This window comes from Micromonospora sp. ATA51 (assembly GCF_016802855.1).
Classification (GTDB): domain Bacteria; phylum Actinomycetota; class Actinomycetes; order Mycobacteriales; family Micromonosporaceae; genus Micromonospora; species Micromonospora sicca.
The window spans coordinates 1-19833 of record NZ_JAEVHJ010000115.1; the positions used below are offsets into that span (position 1 = coordinate 1).

At 72.2% G+C, this 19833-nt stretch carries 17 protein-coding genes and 5 pseudogenes; 12 read left to right on the forward strand and 10 right to left on the reverse strand.

Going from position 1 to position 19833, the window contains the following annotated elements:
- A pseudogene (locus tag JNW87_RS18825) lies at window positions 1-1164 on the forward strand (pyruvate dehydrogenase (acetyl-transferring), homodimeric type); the annotation flags it as partial.
- Between the two features lie 41 nt (window positions 1165-1205).
- Here JNW87_RS18825 and JNW87_RS41565 read toward each other — a convergent pair.
- Window positions 1206-1328 (reverse strand): annotated as a pseudogene (locus JNW87_RS41565) (IS5/IS1182 family transposase); the annotation flags it as partial.
- A gap of 596 nt (window positions 1329-1924) precedes the next feature.
- Here JNW87_RS41565 and JNW87_RS18830 point away from each other — a divergent pair.
- On the forward strand, window positions 1925-2455 hold the full coding sequence (locus JNW87_RS18830) for an NAD(P)-dependent oxidoreductase (protein ID WP_109799616.1): 531 nt from the start codon (window positions 1925-1927) through the stop codon (window positions 2453-2455).
- Window positions 2456-2828: 373 nt separating this feature from the next.
- On the opposite strand, the gene JNW87_RS18835 is transcribed toward JNW87_RS18830, so the two are convergent.
- The 4 genes from JNW87_RS18835 to JNW87_RS18850 form a co-directional block, all read right to left on the reverse strand.
- Window positions 2829-3236, reverse strand: a complete 408-nt coding sequence (locus JNW87_RS18835; protein ID WP_109799620.1) for a DUF2267 domain-containing protein — start codon at window positions 3234-3236, stop codon at window positions 2829-2831.
- A gap of 155 nt (window positions 3237-3391) precedes the next feature.
- Entirely contained in the window at window positions 3392-3550 is a 159-nt protein-coding gene (locus tag JNW87_RS18840) for a hypothetical protein (protein WP_161557739.1), read from the reverse strand.
- 227 nt (window positions 3551-3777) lie between these two features.
- Complete coding sequence (locus JNW87_RS18845) at window positions 3778-3996, reverse strand: Rho termination factor N-terminal domain-containing protein (protein WP_238454125.1); 219 nt, start codon at window positions 3994-3996, stop codon at window positions 3778-3780.
- Between the two features lie 16 nt (window positions 3997-4012).
- The gene (locus tag JNW87_RS18850; protein WP_109799614.1) at window positions 4013-4249 is read right to left on the reverse strand and encodes a hypothetical protein; all 237 of its coding nucleotides are present in this window, start codon (window positions 4247-4249) and stop codon (window positions 4013-4015) included.
- 296 nt (window positions 4250-4545) lie between these two features.
- On the opposite strand from JNW87_RS18850, the gene JNW87_RS18855 reads away from it, so the two are divergent.
- Window positions 4546-5472 carry an acetamidase/formamidase family protein gene (locus JNW87_RS18855; RefSeq protein ID WP_109799613.1) on the forward strand — a complete coding sequence of 309 codons (927 nt, stop codon included), beginning with the start codon at window positions 4546-4548 and terminating at the stop codon, window positions 5470-5472.
- Window positions 5473-5580: 108 nt separating this feature from the next.
- On the opposite strand, the gene JNW87_RS18860 is transcribed toward JNW87_RS18855, so the two are convergent.
- Window positions 5581-6336, reverse strand: a complete 756-nt coding sequence (locus JNW87_RS18860; RefSeq protein WP_109799612.1) for an SDR family oxidoreductase — start codon at window positions 6334-6336, stop codon at window positions 5581-5583.
- Window positions 6337-6613: 277 nt separating this feature from the next.
- Between JNW87_RS18860 and JNW87_RS18865 the strand changes: the two genes are divergently transcribed.
- Window positions 6614-7069 (forward strand): DUF5990 family protein, encoded by a 456-nt coding sequence (locus tag JNW87_RS18865; protein WP_109799611.1) that lies wholly within the window; start codon window positions 6614-6616, stop codon window positions 7067-7069.
- A 30-nt stretch (window positions 7070-7099) separates the two neighbouring features.
- Here the strand turns inward: JNW87_RS18865 and JNW87_RS18870 are convergent, their stop codons facing one another.
- The 3 genes and pseudogenes from JNW87_RS18870 to JNW87_RS18880 all read right to left on the reverse strand — a co-directional run bounded on the left by JNW87_RS18870 (window position 7100) and on the right by JNW87_RS18880 (window position 8790).
- Window positions 7100-7918, reverse strand: a complete 819-nt coding sequence (locus JNW87_RS18870; RefSeq protein WP_238454126.1) for an alcohol dehydrogenase — start codon at window positions 7916-7918, stop codon at window positions 7100-7102.
- Between the two features lie 95 nt (window positions 7919-8013).
- Window positions 8014-8145, reverse strand: a pseudogene (locus JNW87_RS18875) (alcohol dehydrogenase catalytic domain-containing protein); the annotation flags it as partial.
- A gap of 125 nt (window positions 8146-8270) precedes the next feature.
- Window positions 8271-8790, reverse strand: a pseudogene (locus tag JNW87_RS18880) (DUF1275 family protein).
- Window positions 8791-9266: 476 nt separating this feature from the next.
- On the opposite strand from JNW87_RS18880, the gene JNW87_RS18885 reads away from it, so the two are divergent.
- From JNW87_RS18885 to JNW87_RS18895, 3 genes are all read left to right on the forward strand, one after another.
- Window positions 9267-10025, forward strand: coding sequence for a peptidylprolyl isomerase (locus JNW87_RS18885; RefSeq protein WP_201749583.1), 759 nt, complete (start codon window positions 9267-9269; stop codon window positions 10023-10025).
- Between the two features lie 168 nt (window positions 10026-10193).
- Complete coding sequence (locus JNW87_RS18890) at window positions 10194-10988, forward strand: trypsin-like serine protease (RefSeq protein ID WP_109801463.1); 795 nt, start codon at window positions 10194-10196, stop codon at window positions 10986-10988.
- 319 nt (window positions 10989-11307) lie between these two features.
- Window positions 11308-12531, forward strand: a complete 1224-nt coding sequence (locus tag JNW87_RS18895; RefSeq protein WP_238454128.1) for a multidrug effflux MFS transporter — start codon at window positions 11308-11310, stop codon at window positions 12529-12531.
- Window positions 12532-12588: 57 nt separating this feature from the next.
- On the opposite strand, the pseudogene JNW87_RS18900 reads toward JNW87_RS18895, so the two are convergent.
- Window positions 12589-13041 (reverse strand): annotated as a pseudogene (locus JNW87_RS18900) (aspartate 1-decarboxylase).
- Window positions 13042-13363: 322 nt separating this feature from the next.
- Here JNW87_RS18900 and JNW87_RS18905 point away from each other — a divergent pair.
- The 5 genes from JNW87_RS18905 to JNW87_RS18925 form a co-directional block, all read left to right on the forward strand.
- The gene (locus JNW87_RS18905) at window positions 13364-14467 is read left to right on the forward strand and encodes a potassium transporter TrkA (protein ID WP_109801464.1); all 1104 of its coding nucleotides are present in this window, start codon (window positions 13364-13366) and stop codon (window positions 14465-14467) included.
- Between the two features lie 13 nt (window positions 14468-14480).
- Window positions 14481-15851, forward strand: coding sequence for a DUF6002 family protein (locus JNW87_RS18910; RefSeq protein WP_109801465.1), 1371 nt, complete (start codon window positions 14481-14483; stop codon window positions 15849-15851).
- Entirely contained in the window at window positions 15851-17059 is a 1209-nt protein-coding gene (locus JNW87_RS39615; RefSeq protein ID WP_255544060.1) for an AMP-binding protein, read from the forward strand. Before JNW87_RS18910 ends, JNW87_RS39615 begins: the two co-directional genes overlap by 1 nt.
- Window positions 16957-18351: a non-ribosomal peptide synthetase gene (locus JNW87_RS39620; RefSeq protein ID WP_255544062.1), complete on the forward strand. Its 1395-nt coding sequence runs from the start codon at window positions 16957-16959 to the stop codon at window positions 18349-18351. The genes JNW87_RS39615 and JNW87_RS39620 overlap by 103 nt, the downstream gene beginning before the upstream one ends.
- Before the next feature lie 58 nt (window positions 18352-18409).
- The coding region (locus JNW87_RS18925) for a polyketide synthase (RefSeq protein ID WP_238454127.1) at window positions 18410-19833 on the forward strand (1424 nt) is incomplete at its 3' end.

A 19833-nucleotide genomic window follows, 5' to 3' on the forward strand; every position in this document is an offset into this window, starting at 1 on the left:
GTCCGCCTGGTCAAGGATCTGATGCGGGATCAGGAGACGGGCAAGCGTTGGGTGCCGATCGTTCCAGATGAGGCGCGTACCTTCGGCATGGAGTCGCTCTTCCCCACCGCCGGGATCTACTCGCCGCGCGGACAGACCTACGACCCGGTCGACCGCGACACGCTCCTGTACTACAAGGAAGCCACGAACGGCCAGATCCTCCACGAGGGAATCACCGAGGCCGGTTCGATGGCCGACTTCACTGCCGCCGCCACGTCGTACGCCATCCACGGCGAGCCGATGATTCCCTTCTACATCTTCTACTCGATGTTCGGCTGGCAGCGGACGGCCGACCAGATGTGGGCGCTCGCCGACCAACTCGGCCGCGGCTTCCTCATCGGCGCCACCGCCGGCCGTACGACAATGACCGGCGAGGGCCTGCAACACGCGGACGGCCATTCCCACCTGATCGCTTCCACCAACCCAGCGGCGATCGCCTACGATCCGGCCTTCGCATACGAGGTCGCCGTGATCGTCCGCGACGGTCTGCGCCGGATGTACGGGCCGGACGCGGAAAACGTCTTCTACTACCTGACCGTCTACAACGAGGCGAAGACCCAGCCGCCCATGCCGCCGGGCGCGGCCATCGAGGAGGACATCCTCAAGGGTCTCTACCGGTTCCAGGAAGCCAATGCCCAGGAGTTGGCGGCGGACGCCCCGCGTCTGCAGCTCCTCGCCTCCGGCACCGCCATTCACTGGGCCCTGGAGGCCCAGCGACTCCTCGCCAGCGACTGGAGCGTGGCGGCCGACGTGTGGTCCGCCACCTCCTGGAGCGAACTGCGCCGCGACGCTCTGGACTGTGACGCGGCGCAGCTCAAGGGCGAGGACCGGATCCCTTACGTCACCCGGGTGCTGGCCGGCGCCCCCGGCCCGGTGCTCGCCGTCAGCGACTGGATGCGCGCGGTCCCGGACCAGATCAGCCAGTGGGTGCCGCAGGACTGGCACTCGATCGGCACGGATGGCTTCGGCCTCTCCGACACCCGGGAGGCCGTCCGTCGCCACTTCGGGGTTGACCCGCAGTCGGTCGTGGTCGCGGCGCTCGCAGCCCTGGCCCGGCGCGGCGAGGTCAAGCCCGAGACCGTACAGGAGGCCCGGAAGCGCTACGGAATCGCCTACGACCACTAACCCGGGTTAGGGGCCTATTCGTCCAGGGCGTGTCCTGTCGATCATGGCAGCCAGATGATGGCGGCGATGAGGACCAGGCTGGTTCGGCAGAGGAATGCCGTACGGATCGCCAGGTCACGCCAGTGGGCCGGGGATCGGCGATACAGTCGTTCGTCGACCGCCGGCGACGCGCAGGCCGCGGCACGGTAGGTGGTGAACCTGTGTCCTGCACCAGCCCAGGGGGAGAGCTACCTCGTTCCAGCAAGGAGACGGCAGTGCGGCTTTTCGTCGCGGGGGTTGACATCTGTTGCCAGCGGAGTGGGCGCTGATGCTCTTGAGCGCGCTTCAGTGTTAGAGTGACTGCCGTCGGGCAGGTGATAATCAAACCCATCCGGCGCGCGAGGCCCCTGCGACGGCAGGCTAAACACGCCAGATTGGTCGGTACCGGGAGTGCCTCGGGAACCAGATCCTTCGGGATCGAACGGACGTGGAGACCGTGTAAGACCAGGACCTGTCCTGGCTGTGGTCGTCGAAGCGTCAACCTCGCACCGCGTCAGCGGGTAAGACGAGGAGCGTCCGCTGGTGACGGCGGACTGCGAGTTGGTGTGCTCACCACAGCGCACTCGCTCGTAACGGGAACAGGGGTCCTGGGTCGGCCGGCCCCTCGTCGAGGCGCTGGTGGACCTGGGCCACGAGGTCACGGCCAGCACCCACCGGAGCGAGAACTTCTCCGTCATTGAGGCACTCGGGGCGCGGCCGGCGTTGATGGACGGGCTGGACGATGCCGCGATGCGGGCAGGCGATCCTCGAGGCCGAACCGGAGGTGATCATCAACCAGGTCACGGCGCTCTCCGCGCCGTCTCGTGACTACGCGAAGTGGCTGGAGGTGACCAACCGGCTGCGGAGCGAGGGCACCAAGACACTGATGACGGCGGCTCGTGAAGCCGGCACCCGTCGGGTCGTTGCGCAGAGCGCCAGCTTCATGACCCAGCCGGTCGGATCGGGGCCCACGGACGAGTCGGCGCCGCTGTACCTGGAAGCCCCGGAGCCAATCCGAAGCCACATACAGGCGAACATCGCGGCCGAGACACTGGTGTTGGGCACACCAGGGATCGAAGGCGTCGTCCTTCGATACGGATTTCTCTACGGTCAAGGCACCGCGATCGGGCCGGGTGGAGAATGGGCAACAGGGGTCGCGTCGGGCGACGTGCCGATTGTCGGCGAGGGCACCGGCCGGTATCCGTTCATTCACGTCCGCGACGCGGTGTCGGCCACCGTGCAAGCGGTCGGCAGGGGAAGCCCCGGTATCTAGAACGTAGTGGGGGACGAGCCCGCCCCCCAGGCTGAGTGGCTTCCCTACCTGGCCGAAATCCTGGACGCCCCTCCGCCGCGGCGCGTCTCCAAGGAGGAGGCCGAGAAGCAGATCGGCGTTCAAGCCGTGTACTACGGCACCCAGCTCCGCGCACCCAGCTCCGCGCGGCCAGCAACGCCAAGGTCAAGTCTGCGCTGGGGCTGAACCTCGGATACCCGTCATGGCGGGAGGGATTCCGAGAGCTGTTCAGTTGATCGGCCTTGCCCCAAACGCTCTACCGGGCCAGCTGTGTCTGTCGTACAAGGGGTGCGGGTCTCCGTCCTGCCCCAGCCTCGTCCGCAGCGGTAAGGCCGCGGTGGGGGGCTGATGACGATCAACCCGGTAGTTCCCCCTTGCTACCGGAGTGAACCATCTGACGGATATCCGTCGGAAGCGCCGCCTGAAGGCGGTCCATGATGCCGCCCTGCGTCGCCTCGCCGACGACTTCCAGGACGACCCGAGCCGCAAACGCCGCCTCCGGCCGGTCCATTCCCGCGCGATCGGCCACCCGACCGACGAACTCGTCCCTGTCGAACCGGGCACCCCTGCTGGGCGCCCCGGCGGTCTGCCGCAGGTATTCGCCGATCTCGCGAGGAAGTTCAGCGGCGAGGTTGTCGGCTAGTCCTTCCGGAACCCGCTCGCCAAGCGTCTGCAGTGTGGCGCGGATGGCGGACGTCGCCTCACCGATATCGGCGAGTCGCGCCTTCGCCTGGACCTGACCCACAAGCTCGTGATGTTGCACGTTGGCCACCTCCCACGTCTGCCTCAGCGACGATCACTCTCCGCGGTCACCAGGCGGCACGACCGTCCGCAGCCTGACCCTCAGCAGGTCGGTCACCAGCTGTGCCCGCGCCGTCGCGAATACCCCTCCGGATGCTGACGACCGCAGGTCGATGGTCAGCTCTTGGCTTCCCGCTTCGCCATCTGTGGTTCGGTACCCTTGCCGACCTTGCGCAGGGCCTCCCGCAGCTGGTCCTCGGTCATCTTCGAGTTGCCCTCGATGCCCGCGTCGTGGGCGCGCTGGCGCAGTTCGTGCAGCTGCTCGCCAGCGGCCATGTCAGCCTCCCCTATGGCGTGTCCTGGCCCGGGAACGGGCCCTGCTGACCGGGTGACTTCCCCTGCGCGCGCTGACCTAACACCAGCGGAACCATCAGCGCACTTGTGCGGGAGGGCGGGTTGCCAGCGGCGCTTGCCGCCCGGAAACGCCCGCTTGCGGGCAGTCCGGTGGTGGCGCCTCGATCCAGACGTCGGCGTCTCGCCGCTGGGCGAGACGCCGATCCGGGTCAGGTCTGATTGCCGGGCAGGTTCTTGTAGTCCTGCGGACTTACCCCCTTCGGCTTCGGATCCTTCTGGGTTTGGCCGCCACCGCGGTTGACGTTGGTCGACCCGCCGAGCGCGTCGATCATCTCGGCCTTGTTCATCTGGTCGGTGTTGTCGATGCCAGCTCGCTGAGCCTCCTTGCGCAGCTGGCCGGTGGTCATCTCCGCACGATCGCGTGCCATGGGATCCTCCCTCGGGTCACTGGACGGACTGCAGCGCGCGGTAGGCGCCGGCGGGGTCGTCGGTGAAGCGTTCGCCCTTTTGGTCGAGCCTGCGGAAGCCGTCCGGCAGTTGCCGCGATTCAGCCTCGCTGAGCTCGTTGTCCGCCTGCTGGTCGCGGCTGAGACCGCGTTCGAGCCACCGCACGATGTCGCTCCAGCTGTTCCAGTCACCGCGCCGGTAGACGACCTCGACGTCTGACTTCTGGTAGTTCAACTTTGCCTCCCTGGTCCTGGGCTCGGTCGCTGCGCGCTTACCCGGCCTCGGCCATGCCCAACGCGGCGCTCACACGAGGACGAGCACCTCAAGCGATTGGCTGACGCGGTGCCGGCGAACGTCATCAACATCGCCCTCGACGACCTCGGCGACGACGAGTGGAACACGCGGACGGGCACGCACGCCGAGACGGCGCGGGCTGCCGTGCGACCGACCGAGCCGCCGGGCAACTCATGTCGTGGCCACCGACGCGCCCCTGGACGCCCGACCCCAGGAACAGCAACTAGCCTGCGCAGATGCGACACACCCTCGCACCTGGCGATGAAACCCTGCACGGCCATTTCTCCCCCGACTTCCCGCCGGTGCTCACCATCGACCCCGGCGACACCGTCACCTACCGCACCCTGGACTGCTGGTGGTCGGCCGGCCCGTACCCGGGCGGGCGGAACCGGGAACGGCCCCGGGCACCGCAATACCAGCCCGACCACGGACACGCGCTGATCGGTCCGGTTGCGGTCCGCGGCGCCCGAGCGGGCCAGACCATCGAGGTACGCATCGACGCGATCGTCCCGGCCACCTGGGGAACCACCGTGGCCGGCGGCTGGCCGAGCGGCTTCAACCAGCGGTACGGCGTCGAGGAGGAAGGGGTGGTGCACGCCTGGGAACTGGACCCGGTGGCCATGACCGGCCGCAACCAGCAAGGCCACACGGTGGCGCTGCGTCCCTTCATGGGGGTGCTCGGTATGCCGCCGGCCGAACCGGGGCGGCACTCGACGATCCCGCCCCGACCCTGCGGCGGCAACCTGGACTGCAAGGAATTGACCGCCGGCAGCACCCTGCTGCTGCCGATCCCGGTCGACGGGGCACTGTTCTCAGTCGGGGATGGGCACGCCGCGCAGGGGGACGGGGAAATCGGCGGTACCGCGATCGAGTGCCCGATGGACGAGGTGACCCTGACCTTCGACGTCCGCGACGACTTCCCGGTCACCGGGCCCGTGGCCCGAACCGCGGACGCCTGGCTGACACTTGGCGTCGGCGCGACCCTCGACGACGCCACGTTCATGGCCCTGAACTCGATGTTGACCCTGATGCAACGGTGGTACGACGTCAGCCGCCCCGACGCGGTGGCGCTGGCCAGCATCGCGGTCGACGTACGGGTTACGCAGATCGTCAACCAGACCGTCGGCGCGCACGCGTTGCTCCGCGACGGCGCGCTGCGCTGAGCCGACACAAGGGCCGCGAGTCCGACGAGCCGTTCACCGAGGCGGTACGGGAGCTGGTGGAGGGCCTCGGCAAGCCGACGGATCCGACCGTCGCGCCGACGTGGCGGGTTACTGCTTGCGGGCCGCCTGCGCGCGCCAGTCGTCGAGGCGCGTACCGGCGACGCGGGCACCGTCGGCGGGAACGAGTGAGCGTTCGCCCAGCGTGGCGCCGAAGTACCGGGCGGCGGGGTCGGTCACCACCGAACGCGGGTCGTGACGGGCGCCGAGAACGGATCGGCCCAGCTCGTCGAGGCGGAACTGCTCCGGCCCGGCGACCTCGACCACGTCGTTCGTCGGCGCACCGACCGCGACCTCGGCCACCGCCGTCGCGACGTCGGCGGCCGCCATCGGCTGAATGAGCACCGACGCGAGGCGTACGGTGTCGCCGTCCGTGGCGGCGTCGACGATGCCCTGGACGAACTCGAAGAACTGCGTGGCGCGCACCAGCGAATACGGGATCCCGGACGCGACGATGAGCTTCTCCTGGGCGACCTTCGCCCGCATGTACCCGCTGTCCGGCAGCCGGTCGGTGCCCACGATGGAGAGCGCCACGTAGTGCCCCACCCTGGCGTCCGCCGCGGCGGGGAGGAGATTCCGGGTGGACGTCTCGAAGAACTCCAGCACGGCGGCGTCCTCGAACGAGGGAGAGTTCGACACGTCGACGACGACGTCGGCGCCCTCGAGCACCTCGCCCACGCCTTCGCCGGTCAGCGTGTTCACGCCGGTCTTCGGTGAGGCGGGCACCGCCTCGTGGCCCTGCGCACCGAGTCTGTCCACGAGCTTGGAGCCGATGAGGCCGGTGCCGCCGATGACGACGATCTTCATGATCGAACCACTTCCTGTCTGCCGGTGATGGGCTGGGTCGCGTTGCCAACCAGTTCGACGGAAACAGGGCACCGATCCGTGACAGGTGCACCGACGGCAGTTGACGGAGTTGGCCCGGTGGAGGGTCTCACGGGCCGAAACCACCTTACGCACCTGCGGGTACGTGGCGTGGAGGCATCATGCGTCATGAATGCGTACGGTGGGTCGGCATCGCGCGTTCCGGGCGGCTCGGTCTCGCCCGGTCCCTCGACCGACGCCCCGGGTCTACGCTGGCCTGGTGCGGATCCGCATCGAGGGCCACGACCTTCCCGGGCGCGATTGCGGCAGCAGCGGCGACTTCCCCGGCTACCGCAACATCCATGTCGGCGTGCAGCGGCGCGACCAGCCGACCCGGTGGCTCGACCTGCAGCCGGGCGACGCCGCGGCCGTGACCTGGGACCTGGACTGCACTGCCGCGACCGTCACCGACGGAAGTCTCGACGTGCGCGGGCCGCACATCCAGGGCGGACCTGGTCGGCGCTTCATCTACCTGTCCTGGGGCGAGATCGACGACACCGGCACGTTCACCATGTTCCGGCGGGCCAAGCTGTGGCTGGACGGTGTCGAGGCAGCCAACGCGCAGGCGGCGGTCGGTGCCGGCAGCCTGACGGCCAGGCTGGGGCTCACCGACGCCAGAGGTCACCCGCTGTGCGCCGCCGTTCGACCGCCGAAGGTCACCTGGTCCGCCACCTAGGGTTGTCGGGGCCGGCTGGTCGGATCGGTGTCACGGGTGCAGCACCGCTTTGATCACCCCGTCCTCGCGGCGGTCGAAGCGCTGGTACAGCTCGGGTGCGTCGTCGAGGCTGCCGTGGTGGGTGACGATGACGCCGGGCCTGGCCCGGCCGGAGACCACGAGGTCGCGCAGCAGCCGGGTGTAGCGGCGGTCGTGGGTGCGGCCGAACCGGACCGCGACGCCCTTGCCGAAGAGCGTCCCCCACGGCGCGACCAGGTCTTCGTGGGTCGTCGCGCCGGGGCGCGGGTGCAGGTCCTTGTCCGGGTACACCCCGGCGACGGCGATCGCGCCGGTCGGGTTGACCAGCCGTGCCGCGTCGGCGATCACCTGGTCGGGGCGTTCCTGGTCGGGGCGTTCCCGGTCCGCGGCCTGGAACCCGACCGCGTCGACGACCTTGTCGACCCCGCCCAGCTTGTCCTCGCCGAGGGGCAGCCCGGCTCGGGCCCTGTCCTCCCGGATCTGCTCCACCGGGTCGCCGCGGCGGAAGTCGATCGGGACCGCCCCGATTTCGCCCGCCTTGTCCAGCCGGGCGTCCACCCGGTCGACGCAGTACACGACGCGGGCGCCGCGGAGCAGGGCCGAGTAGGCGCTGAGCAGGCCGATGGTGCCGCCGCCGAACACGGCCACCGTGTCACCGGGTTCCACCCCGGCGAGGGTGGCGGCGGCGTGCCAGCCGGTGACGAACGCGTCGGCGAGCAGCACGAAGTCGTCCTCGTGCGCGTCGCCGGGCTCTCCGGGCACCTGCAGGCAGTTCGCGTCGGCCCACGGCACACGGAGCAGGTCGGCCTGGGCGCCGCGGTAGGGGCCCATCCCGGCGTATCCGTAGGCCGCTCCCGGCCCCTCGCCCGCGCGCGTAGACAGGCCGCGGAGAGCCCCCGGGCGCACATCGCGCACGTGCCGCAGAACAGATGGGTGGGGACCACCACCCGCATGCCCGGTCGGACGGTCTGCACCGCGCGGCCCACCTGCTCGACCACACCCAGGGGTTCGTGGCCGAGCACCAGGCCCGGGTCGGCTCCGGTCCGCCCGTCGTACATGTGCAGGTCCGTGCCGCACAGGGCGCTGGAGGTGACTCGCACCAGCGCGTCGGTCTCCGCCTCCACCGTCGCGTCAGGCACCTCCCGCACCCCGACGGTCCGCACGTCCTCGTACACCACGGCTCTCACTCGTGCCCCCTCCGGTCGGTGATCGGGGCCATCCGCCGCGCCAGGCCGGCGGCGACGACCACGACATTGATGACCGATGCCGCCGCCAGGGCGGGCGCCCAGATCGGCGCCACGCGCAGCACCAACGCGCCGAGCAGGGCGCCGCCGAGCAACACCGGCCCGCCGGCGTACCCGGGGTGCGCTGCGCTGCTCATCCAGCCGCCGCGACAGCGAGGAGGAGCACCGCCTCGGCCGGCGCGACCATTCCGGTCCGGCGGTGCCAGCCCGGCCTGGCGTGGCGCAGGTACCGCGTGCCGCCGGCCACGCCCACCGCGTAGCCGCCCACCGCCGTCGGCCCGCCAGCAGGGGAGTCTCCGCCGTGGCGACCGCATGGCCGAACTGCACCAGATTGCCGGTGATCACGCTGGCGAAGAAGCCACCCAGTCGAGCCAGTCAGAACACGTCGAGGCAGCCGGACGCGGCGGCGAGCACCACCAGCAGCCGCAGCACGCTTCTTCCCACGCCGCCGACGTTCATGCCGCCGCGCACCTCCGCCGCCTGGGCGGACCGGCGCAGTTCCGAGCGTCCGCCGTCGGGATTGGGTGCGGGTTGGTATGCCTGTGGGGTGTCGGAGCGATCGAACGACGAGCAGCCCGCGGTAGGCGACACGGGGCAGGGGGAAGTGGCGCCCGCGCCGCAGCCGACCGGGGACCGGGCGGCGGGGAAGGCGGCGGGGCCGGGGCTGCTGCTGGGCGCGTGGGGTGTGGTGTACGGCGACATCGGCACGAGCCCGCTGTACGCGCTGAAGACGCGCCGCCAGTCGTGCCGAGTTCCTTCAGTTGCCGGAGCAGCACACCATCGTCCGCAGCGCCGAAGTCCCCGTCTGAGCGCCTAACGCTTCTTCTTCCGGGCTGCCCGTCGAGCCGCCGGCCGCCGGGCTCCAGCATCGACATCGGGTCACGTGATCCATAGACTCCGGTCTTTCTGGTATCACGAGTCCAGGGAGGACCCACGTGTCGAGCGAAACCCGACCGCACGCCGTCCCGCCGCTGCTGTCCCGCCTCGCGGCCGTGGCGATGGTTTCCGCCGCGCTGGTCGCCGCCGGTGGCGCCACCGCGACCGCGGCCCCGGCCGCCGCGCCGGCGCCCACGAAGGGCCCGTGCGGGTACACGCCGACGCCGGACGAGCCGGCGGCCCGGCCGGTGCCGCTGCCGCCGGACCCCCGACGCACGCCCGATCGCGGCACGGTCCGGGTCACCCTGCGGACCAGCCAGGGCCCGATCGGGCTGACCCTCGACCGGGAACAGGCCCCGTGCACCGTGCAGAGCTTCCTGCACCTGGCCCGGCACCGGTTCTACGACCGGACCCCGTGCCACCGGCTCACCGCGTACCCGACGCTGAAGGTGTTGCAGTGCGGCGACCCGTCCGGCACCGGCGAGGGCGGGCCCGGCTACCGGTACGCGGACGAACTCCCGACCGACCTGCCGCCGGCGCCGACCGACCCGACCGGAGTCCGCCGGCTCTACGCCCGGGGCACCCTGGCGATGGCAAACGCCGGCCCGGACACCAACGGCAGCCAGTTCTTCCTGGTCCAGTCCGACTCGGCGCTGCGCCCCAACTACACGGTCTTCGGCACGGTCGACGAGGCCGGGCTGGCCACCCTGGACCGGATCGCGGCCGGCGGGATCGCCGCCACGCCGGAGGACCCGGCGCCGGTCGACGGCGCGCCGGCCCTGCCGGTCGAGATCTGCCGGGCCAACCGAGGCCGCTGAAACTTCACCCGGCGGGGGCGGGCCCCCGTCCCGCCGGGCGTAGTGGCGTCCATAGTGCGGCAATACGACCCAGAGGGTATGACCTGTCCAATCGATAAGCCTCAATATGATGTCCGCATCGTGAATCAGGTGCGCATCAGGCGTACCGGTCCTGATGCGGAGGAACACATGGTTCGCTGGCGTACCCTCACCGGCCTGTTGGCCGCCGCGCTGGCCGCGGTGACCGCGGGCAGCCTCACCCTCGCCGCGCCCGCCGCCGCGGGCGGCGGTACGGCGACGCCGTACGTCGTCGGCGGCACCCGCGCCGCCCAGGGCGAGTTCCCCTTCATGGTGCGGCTCTCGATGGGCTGCGGCGGGGCCCTGTACAGCTCCCGGCTGGTGCTCACCGCGGCGCACTGCGTGGGCGCCACCGGCACCAACACCAGCATCACCGCGACGCTCGGCGTGGTCGACCTCCAGTCGCCGAGCCGGATCACCGTCCGGTCGAACTACGTCTACCGGGCCCCCGGCTACAACGGCAACGGCAAGGACTGGGCGCTGATCCGGTTGGCCACCCCGGTCACCGGGCTGAGCACGCTGAAGATCGCCAACACGACCGCCTATGACAACGGCACCTTCACCATCGCCGGCTGGGGCGCCGCACGCGAGGGCGGCGGGCAGCAGCGGTACCTGCTCAAGGCGACCGTCCCGTTCGTCAGCGACTCCACCTGCAACGCCAACTACGGCGGCGAGATCATCCCCGCCGAGGAGATCTGCGCCGGCTACGCCAGCGGCGGCGTGGACACCTGCCAGGGTGACTCGGGCGGGCCGATGTTCCGCCGCGACGCCGGCAACGCCTGGATCCAGGTCGGCATCGTCAGCTGGGGCAACGGCTGCGCCCGGCCCAACTACCCGGGTGTCTACACCCAGGTGAGCTACTTCGCCTCGGCGATCGCCTCGGCCGCCGCGAGCCTCGGCGGCTGACCGTACGACCGATCGGGCGGCCCGGCCGGCGACCAGCCGGGCCGCCTTCGCGTGCCGGCACCGACGACGCGCCCCTCGCGCCACCGCCATCCGACCCGGCGCGCGACGTCGGGGATACCGTGCTGGCGCACGAACCGCTGTGACCTCCGTTACCTCCTGGCCAACCGGGAATCAGATCACCGGATCTGGATTTGGACCCAGATGTGACTCCTGCCCAATTCCCGGCCCGGCCGCGCGACGACCGGTCGGAGACGACCCGATGACCGCCACCGTCGACGCCCCCGAGAGTCCGGCAGTCCCGCTGACGCCGGGTGACCTGATGAGCCCCCGGCAACGCCTGCGGCTCGTCCTCGTGCTCGGGTCGCTGATCGCGGTGGGTCCGCTGACCATCGACATGTACCTGCCCGCGCTTCCCGCGATCGTCGCCGACTTCCAGACCACGTCGGCGGCGGTCCAACTGACCCTCACCGGCACGCTGGCGGGCCTCGCCCTCGGCCAGTTGCTGATCGGCCCGCTGTCGGACGCCGTCGGCCGGCGCGCGCCGCTGATCGCCGGCATCGCGCTGCACGTCGTGGCGTCGGCGCTCTGCGTCGTCGCACCCAACATCGGGGTGCTCGGTGGACTGCGGGTGGTGCAGGGCCTCGGCGTCGCGGCGGCCTCGGTGGTCGCGATGGCCGTGATCCGCGACCTGTTCAGCGGCGCGGCCTTCGCCAAGCTGCTGTCCCGGCTGCTGCTGGTCATGGGGGCGGCGCCGATCCTCGCTCCGACCCTCGGTGGCGGGCTGCTGCGCTGGACGGACTGGCGCGGCGTGTTCGTCGCCCTGGCCGCCTTCGGTGTGCTGCTCGTCGCGGTCGCCGCGCTCGGCCTGCCCGAGACGCTGCCGGCCGACCGGCGCCAGCGCGGCGGGGTGGTCGCGACGGTGATCGTGTACGGCTCGCTGCTGCGCGACCGTACGTTCGTGGGCCTGGTTCTGGTCGCCGGGCTGGCCATGGCGGCGTTGTTCGCCTACGTCGCCGGGTCGTCGTTCGTCCTGCAGCAGCAGTACGGGCTGGACGAGCAGCAGTTCGGGCTGGCCTTCGGGGTGGGCGCGGTCGGGCTGATCGCGGCGACCCAGTTCAACGTACGGCTGCTGCGCCGCCACTCGCCCCAGCGGATCCTCGTCGCCGCCCTGGGCGTGGGGACCGGGGCCGGTCTGGCGCTGCTCGCCTTCGCCGCGACCGGGCTCGGCGGGCTGCCGAGCCTGCTGGTGTCGTTGTGGGTGGTGCTCGCGGCGGCCGGTCTCGCGATGCCGAACGCGCCGGCCCTGGCCCTGTCCCGGCACGGGGAGGCGGCCGGTACGGCCTCCGCTCTGCTCGGCGCCGTGCAGTTCGGCGTCGGCGCGCTGGCCGCGCCCCTGGTGGGCGTGGCTGGGCACGGCGCGGTGGCGATGGCCCTCGTCGTCGCGGGTGGCATGGTGGCGGCGATGGCCGTCCTGCTCGTGGTCGTGCGGCCGGCCCGGCTCGCCGACCTCGAGCCGGACGCGGTGGTCGTGGCAGCGCACTGACGGGCGGACCCGCGCCGCCAGGGTGCCGACCGGTACGAGATGGGCCGGAACGCCCGGTCACCCGAGCGATCCGGCGCCCCGCAGCACCGCGCCGGAGACCAGGCCGTGCCCGTCCGGCACCTCCGCCGCGTCCTGCCCCCGGGCGAGCACCTTGTTCTCGGCGTCCAAGAAGACGACGCTGGGCTTGAAGTCGCGCGCGCCCGACTCCTCGACGAGCGCGTAGGCGATGAGGATGACGAGGTCCCCGGGGCTGATCAGCCGAGCCGCGGCCCCGTTGATGCCGATAACCCCCGGAGTGCCGGGGACCTTCGATGACGTAGGTGGACAGCCGAGCACCGTTGTCGATGTCGACGATGTCGACCTTCTCGCCGGGCAGCAGATCGGCGCCTCCATGAGGTCCGCGCTGACGGTGACTGCGATGCTCGTCCACGCCGCCGACACCACTGTCCGATGTGTACCGGAAGGGCCCGGCGAGCGTGCTCTCGTCCGTCGCTCGGCCCGCTGCGAGATGCGGGCAGCAGAGTAGCTCAGCACCGCGAATTTCGTGCGGCGCGAGTGGTTTCCGACGCAACCGATTCCGGGACGAGGCGGCTGAGCAGGTCGAACTTCCTGTTCTGGGTGGTATCAGACACGGTCTATCCACTCGCGGGATTCCGTGGCAGTATCCGTCGCAGGGATGCAGTCGCATCGATTCGATCTATGCGGCTGCGTCGATTTTGCTCGCAATGCCGCGGGCACGTGCCTGTCTGGGGGGAGGCGTGCTGGTCATGCTCCATGCCATGATCCAGTTTGAGGTGCGGCTGCGCACATCGGCCGGGCCGTCCGAGCTTCGATGACCCCTCGGCACATCGCGGTGGTCGGCAGTGGAGCCCTCGCCCGCGCTCTCGCCCATTCGCTGGCCGCGCTCGCGCCGTCCGGTCCTGCCGCCCGGTCCGACGTACCGGTCACGATCACCCTGCTGGCCCGCGACGGTGGGGCGGTGGCCGGGCTCGCCCGCATCTGCCGGGCCCGGGCCGCGGTCAGCGGCAACCGGGTCTCGTTCACCGCCGAGCCGCTGGCCGACGAGGTCGAGACGCTGCGCCGGCTCCGGCCCGACGTGCTGGTCTGCTGCGCCTCCGGGCAGTCCCCGTACGAGCGCGTGACCGCGCCCTCGGCCTGGACCCGCCTCATCGCGGAGGCCGGGTTCGGGGTCACCCTTCCGCTGCAGGCCACGCTCGCCGTGCGGCTGGCCCGGGCGGTGGCCCGGGTGAGCCCCGGAACCCGATTCGTCAACGGCGCCTTCCCGGACGTGGTGAACCCGCTGCTGGCCGCCCTGGACCTGCCGGTGCTGTGCGGGATCGGCAACGTGTCCACCCTCGCGGCCTGCCTGCGGGCCGGTTTGAACCTGGCGGCCGCCGACCGGCTCGCGATGCTCGGCCACCATGTGCACCTCGCCGCCCCGACGGATCCGGCCGACGAGGTGATGGCCTGGTCCAACGGCAGCCCGGTGACCGGCGTGACCGCGCTGCTGGCCGCCGATCGGGCGCTGCCTCGCCGGGAACTCAACGCCGTCGCCGGGCACGCCGCGGCCCGGTTGCTGCTCGATCTCGTCAGCGGCACCGAGATCCACACCAACCTGCCCGGGCCGATGGGGTTGCCCGGTGGGTATCCGGTCCGGATCTCCGCCGGGACGATCGCCCTGGACCTTCCCGCGGGCATCACCCGCATCGCCGCCGTCGACTGGAACCTCCGGGTCGGGCGACGGGACGGTGTGCAGGTGGTCGACGGGCGGATCGAGTATCCGCCGGCCGCCGCCGCAGCGATCGCCGACCACCTGCCCCACATCGCGGACGGGTGGACGCCTTCGGCCCTCGACCAGGTCACCGAAGAACTCACCGCGCTACGAGGACGGCTCAGGCTGGCGCCACCCGCGCCCGCCCCCGCCCGGCTGGCCTGACCAAGGAGACCAGATGCTGTCCACGCCGCCCGTCGTCAACGCCCGCAACCTGATCGTCGACTACTACGACTTGATTCCGGCCGCCGCCGCCCGCTGCGGCGCCGCCCCGGGAGGTGGGGCCGGAACGCCCGGCTTCGCGCCCGGCTTCGACCTGCCGGCACTGACCGACGACATCCGGGAGTTCTTCGCCGCGGCCACGGCGACCTGGCGTCCGTTGGGGGAGTACCAAGGCCACCCCATCCAGCTCATGGACCTCACCGGCAACCCCGGCACGCACACCACGAAGACGTTCGCCTCGATGCTGATCGTGGCGCGGGCGGTCGAGCACATCCGGCGGACCGGGGAGTCGATCTGCATCTTCACCCCCACCTCGGCAAACAAGGGGATCGCCCTGCGGGACGCGGTGGGACGGGCGTTGGCGGCCGGTCTGGTCAAGCCCGACCAGCTGTCGGTGGTCGTCCTCGCTCCGGCGTCCACCCGGCACAAGTTCCGGTCCGACCGGTTGGCCGGCGACCCCGCCCTGCGCCGGCTGAGCCCGCTGCTGCGGTTCACCCGCGGCGCCGCCGAAGGCGTCAAGGCGCTCGGCCGGGCGTTCGTCGACGGGTACGCCGCCGAGGCGTACGACAAGCATGGCCTGAACCTCTGGTACTCCCTCGACCTGCGCAACTACCTGGTGGCCGACGCCGCCCGCGCGGCGTTCGAGGCCGACGCGTCGCCGACCTCGTCGGCCGGACCGCGCTGGCACGCGCATGCCGTCTCCAGCGCCTACGGGCTGCTCGGCTACAACCTCGGCCGGGACGTGCTCGAGGCGACCGGTCGGGCCGAGCCGGCGGACCGCCCCGGCTTCCTGCTCGTGCAGCATCTCGGCACCCCGGACATGGTGCTCAACCTGCGGCACGGCAGCTTCTCCCGGTCGCACCTGCCCCGCTACCAACGGGACCAGGCGGGCGGCGGGTGGACCCAGCGGGAGGATCCGCACTTCCCCGAGGTCACCGACGACCCGGACGAGATCCTCGACCCGACCTTCTACACCCACGAGCCGGTCACGTCGCCGGCCATGAACGACCTGATCCGACGGTTCGGTGGCGACGGCATCGTGGTGTCCCGCCGCGAATGCGTGCGGCGCTACCCGATGCTGCGGGACTGGTTCGCCGCCGGCAGCCGCCCGCTCCCCGAGGACCCCGCGCAACTGCGCGAGTGGTCGATCGTGATGGCGCTGACCGGCGTGCTCGGCGCGATCGACCGGGGGATCGTACCGGCCGGTCACGAGATCGTGCTGCACGGCTCCGGCTGCTACACCAGCGCCGACTACGTCACCGCCGAGCCGGACGCGGAGGTGTCCACCGTAGACGAGGTCGCCGCGGCGGTCCTCGGTGGCCGCTGATGGGGCCCACCACCACCCCGCTGGTGTCAGGCCCGGTCACGATCGCCGAGCCGGCGCCGACTGAGCACCCTTCGTCGGTCGTGCTCGACGCCGGGCTGAGCGCGCGGCTGACCGACCTGGCCGCCCGCCACGGCGTACCGCGGGAGGTCGCGGCGGTGGTCGCGGCGGCCCTGCTGGTGCGCCGCTGGACCGGCCGGGTCATGGTCTCGGTCCGCTGCCCGGACACCGGGTACCTGCTGGACCTCACCGGCGACCGGCCGGTCCGGGAGGTGCTGGCCGGCGCGGCCGTGTCGATCCGGCGGACGAGCCGCACCGAAGATTGCGCCGCGCCGTCGGCCGGACCGGCGGAGCCGTCGTCGGCTCCGGTCGAGCCGTTCGCCGACGGGATCGAGCTGGCGACCCGGACCGACGTGTCGCGATGGGAGATCCGGCTCGGCGACTGCCCGGCCGAGCTGGACGGGCCGCTGCTGGCCGACCTGGTCACCCTGCTCGCCGCGCTCGCCGGCGACGACGGTGTCTCCACCGCACACCTGCTGCCGGTCTCGGCGTACGAGCGGCGCCGGGCGTCCCGGTGGGCCGAACTGCACGGCGGGGCCGCCGGCGCCCGACCTGAACGGGCGCCCGGGGACACCATTCCGGCCGCGTTCGCCGCGCAGCTGCGTCGGACGCCGGACCACCCGGCGGTGCTCGCCGACGACGGGTGCCTGACCTACCGGGAGTTGGCGTCCGCGGTGGTGGCCACCGCCACGGTCATCCGGTCCACGGCCGGGACGCGACCGGGGGGCCAGGTCGCGCTGCTCTGCCGGCACGGCGCCGGTACGGTGGTCGCGCTGCTCGCGGCGCTCGCGGCCGGCCGGGCGTACGTCCCGCTCGACCCGACCTTCCCGGCCCACCGGCTGGCTCGCATCCTCGCCGACAGCGATGCGGACGTGCTGCTCACCGACGCCGAACACGCCGGTCAGGCGGACCGGTTGCGGGAGCTGGCCGGCCGGGCCGAGCTGCGCATCGTGCCGGTGGCGCCGGCGGTCGGACCGGCGACCTGGCCGACCTGGCCGAGCTGGCCGCCGGGCTGGCCACCCCGGCCGGTCCGGACGACCCGGCGTACCTGCTCTACACGTCCGGGTCGACCGGCGCCCCGAAGGGGGTCGTGCAGAGCCACCGCAACGTGCTGTTCGGCGTCGGCAACCACATCCGCAACTTCGCCCTGACCCCCGCCGACCGGACCAGCGTGCTCACCTCGTTCGGCTACGACATGGCGGTCACCGACACGTTCAGCGCGTTGCTGTCCGGCGCCGCCGCCGTGCCGGTGGACATCCGCAGCGAGGGCCTCGGTCACCTCGCCCGCACCCTGGCCATGCGGGGCGTGACCGTCTACCACTCGACGCCGACCGTCTACCGCTACCTGTGCGCCAGCCTCGGCCCGGACGCCACCCTGCCGGCCATCCGCGCCGTGCTGCTCGGCGGCGAGGAGGTGACCCGGCACGACGTCGAGCTGGCCCGTCGCCACTTCGCCCCGGACGCCGTGTTCGTGAACGGTTACGGCACCACCGAGATCAGCTTCGCCGCGCAGGACCACCTGCCGGCCGACGCGCCGCTGGCGCACGCGGTCGTGCCGATCGGGCATCCGCTGGACGGCATCGACGTCCTGCTGCTCGACCCGGCGGGCCGGCCCACCTGCCTGACCGGTGAGGTGGTCGTCCGCTCGGCGCACGTGGCGCTGGGCTACTGGCGGTTGCCCGAGCTGACCGCCGGCCGGTTCGGCGAGCACGACGGGGTGCGGACGTACCGGACGGGGGACCTGGCCCGGCGGCTGCCGGACGGACGGCTGGTCTTCCTCGGCCGGGCGGACCGGCTGGTGAAGATCCGCGGGCACCGGGTCGAGCTGGGCGAGGTCGAGGCCGCCCTGGCCGCCCTGCCCGGCGTCGGGCACGCCGCCGTGGTGCGGCCCGCCCGGACCGGGCGGGCGCGCGGGCGACAGGGAAATCATCGGGTACGTCGTGCCGTCGCCCGACGCGTCGGTCGACCGACCGCGCTGCGGGCCGGCCTGGCGATCCGGCTGCCGGACTTCATGCTGCCGCGCACCGTGGTGGCGGTGGACGCCCTGCCGATGGGCGTGACCGGCAAGCTGGACGTCGCCGCCCTTCCGCCGCCGCCACCGGGGCGGTTCGCCGACGCGGCCGGCCAGGACCCGCTGGAGACGATCATCGCCGCGAGTTGGTGCGAGGTGCTCGGCCTCGACCGGGTCGGCCGGGAGACGGCCTTCGTCGACCTGGGTGGCCACTCGCTGCTGATGGCGCTGGTGCAGCAGCGCCTGGAGGCGACGTTGAACCGGAGGGTCCCGCTGGTGCGGCTGTTCGAGTTTCCCACCGTCGCCGGGCTGGCCGCTCATCTGCGCGCCGGTGAACCGGTCGACGGGCCGGGAGCGGAGGACGACGCGCTGCTGCGCGCCGCCGGTCGGATGCGCCGACGCCGCCGGGCGCGGTCAGGGGAGACAGTGTGAGCGCGAGGAGTGAGCCGGGTTTGCGAGCCCCGCAGCCGCGAACGAACGGCAGGGCGGCATGATGGACGACGACCGGATCGCGATCGTCGGGCTGGCGTGCCGGGTGCCCGGCGCCGAGGGACCGGCCGAGTTCTGGGCGAATCTCACCGGTGGGATCGAGGCCGTACGGCGGTTCTCCGCCACCGAATTGATCGCGGCCGGGCTGCCCGCCGAGACGGCCGAGGACGCGAGCTTCGTACTCGCCTTCGGTCGGCTGGCCGGGCTCACCGACTTCGACGCCGCTCTGTTCGGCTACTCCGCGGCCGACGCCGCCCTGCTGGATCCGCAGCACCGGCTCTTCCTCGAGGTGGCCTGGTGGGCGCTCGAGGACGGCGGTTACGGCCGGCCGGACCCGGAGACCCAGGTCGGCGTGTTCGCCGGCTGCGCCGCCAACCGCTACCTGCGTCATCACCTGCTCGGAAACCCGGCCGTGCACCCGGCCGGCAGCCTGCCGGAGGACTGGGACGAGCTGCTGGCCGGCGGCACCTGCGACTACCTGCCGAGCCGGGTGGCGTACGCGTTGGGCCTCACCGGTCCGGCGGTCGCCGTGCAGACCTCCTGCTCGTCGTCGCTGGTATCGGTCTGCCAGGCGGCACAGAGCCTGCTCGACTACCGGTGCGACCTGGCGATCGCCGGGGGCGCCGCGGTGGTGTCCACCCGGCAGGTCGGCTACCGGCACCGTCCCGGTGGCACGCTCGCCGCCGACGGCGTCTGCCGCCCGTACGACGCGGACGCCTCCGGTCAGGTGTTCGGCAACGGCGCCGGGGCGGTACTGCTCAAGCGGCTCGCCGACGCGGTCGAGGACGACGACCACATCTACGGGGTGCTGGCCGGCTGGGCGGTGAACAACGACGGCGCGGCCCGGGCCGGTTTCACCGCCCCGGGCGTCACCGGGCAGGCCGCGGTGGTGGCGGAGGCGCTCGCCGCAGCCGGTTGGCAACCGACCGACGTCGGCTTCGTCGAAGGGCACGGCAGCGGCACCGCGATCGGCGACGCGCTGGAGATCGAGGCCCTGACCCGGGCCTTCCGGATGCACACCGACCGGTCCGGGTACTGCGTCCTGGGCTCGGTGAAGTCCGGCATCGGCAACCTGGACGCCGCCGCCGGGGTGGTCGGCCTGATCAAGGCGGTGCTCGCCGTACGGCACGGGGTCATCCCCGGCACGCTGCACTTCAGGCGGCCACACCGGGATGTCGACCTGGCGGCCACCCCCTTCGTGGTCACCGCCACCGAGCAGAAGTGGGAGGGTCCTCGGCGGGCCGGGGTCAGCTCCTTCGGATTGGGCGGCACCAACGCACACGTGCTGGTCGAGGAACCGCCGGTCCGCCCGGCGGCGGACGCGGCGCCACCCTGGGCACTGCTGCCGCTGAGCGCGGCCGGCCCGCGGGCGCTGCGCCGGCTCGCCGGGCGGCTCGCGGAGCACCTCGACACCCGGTCCGGTGC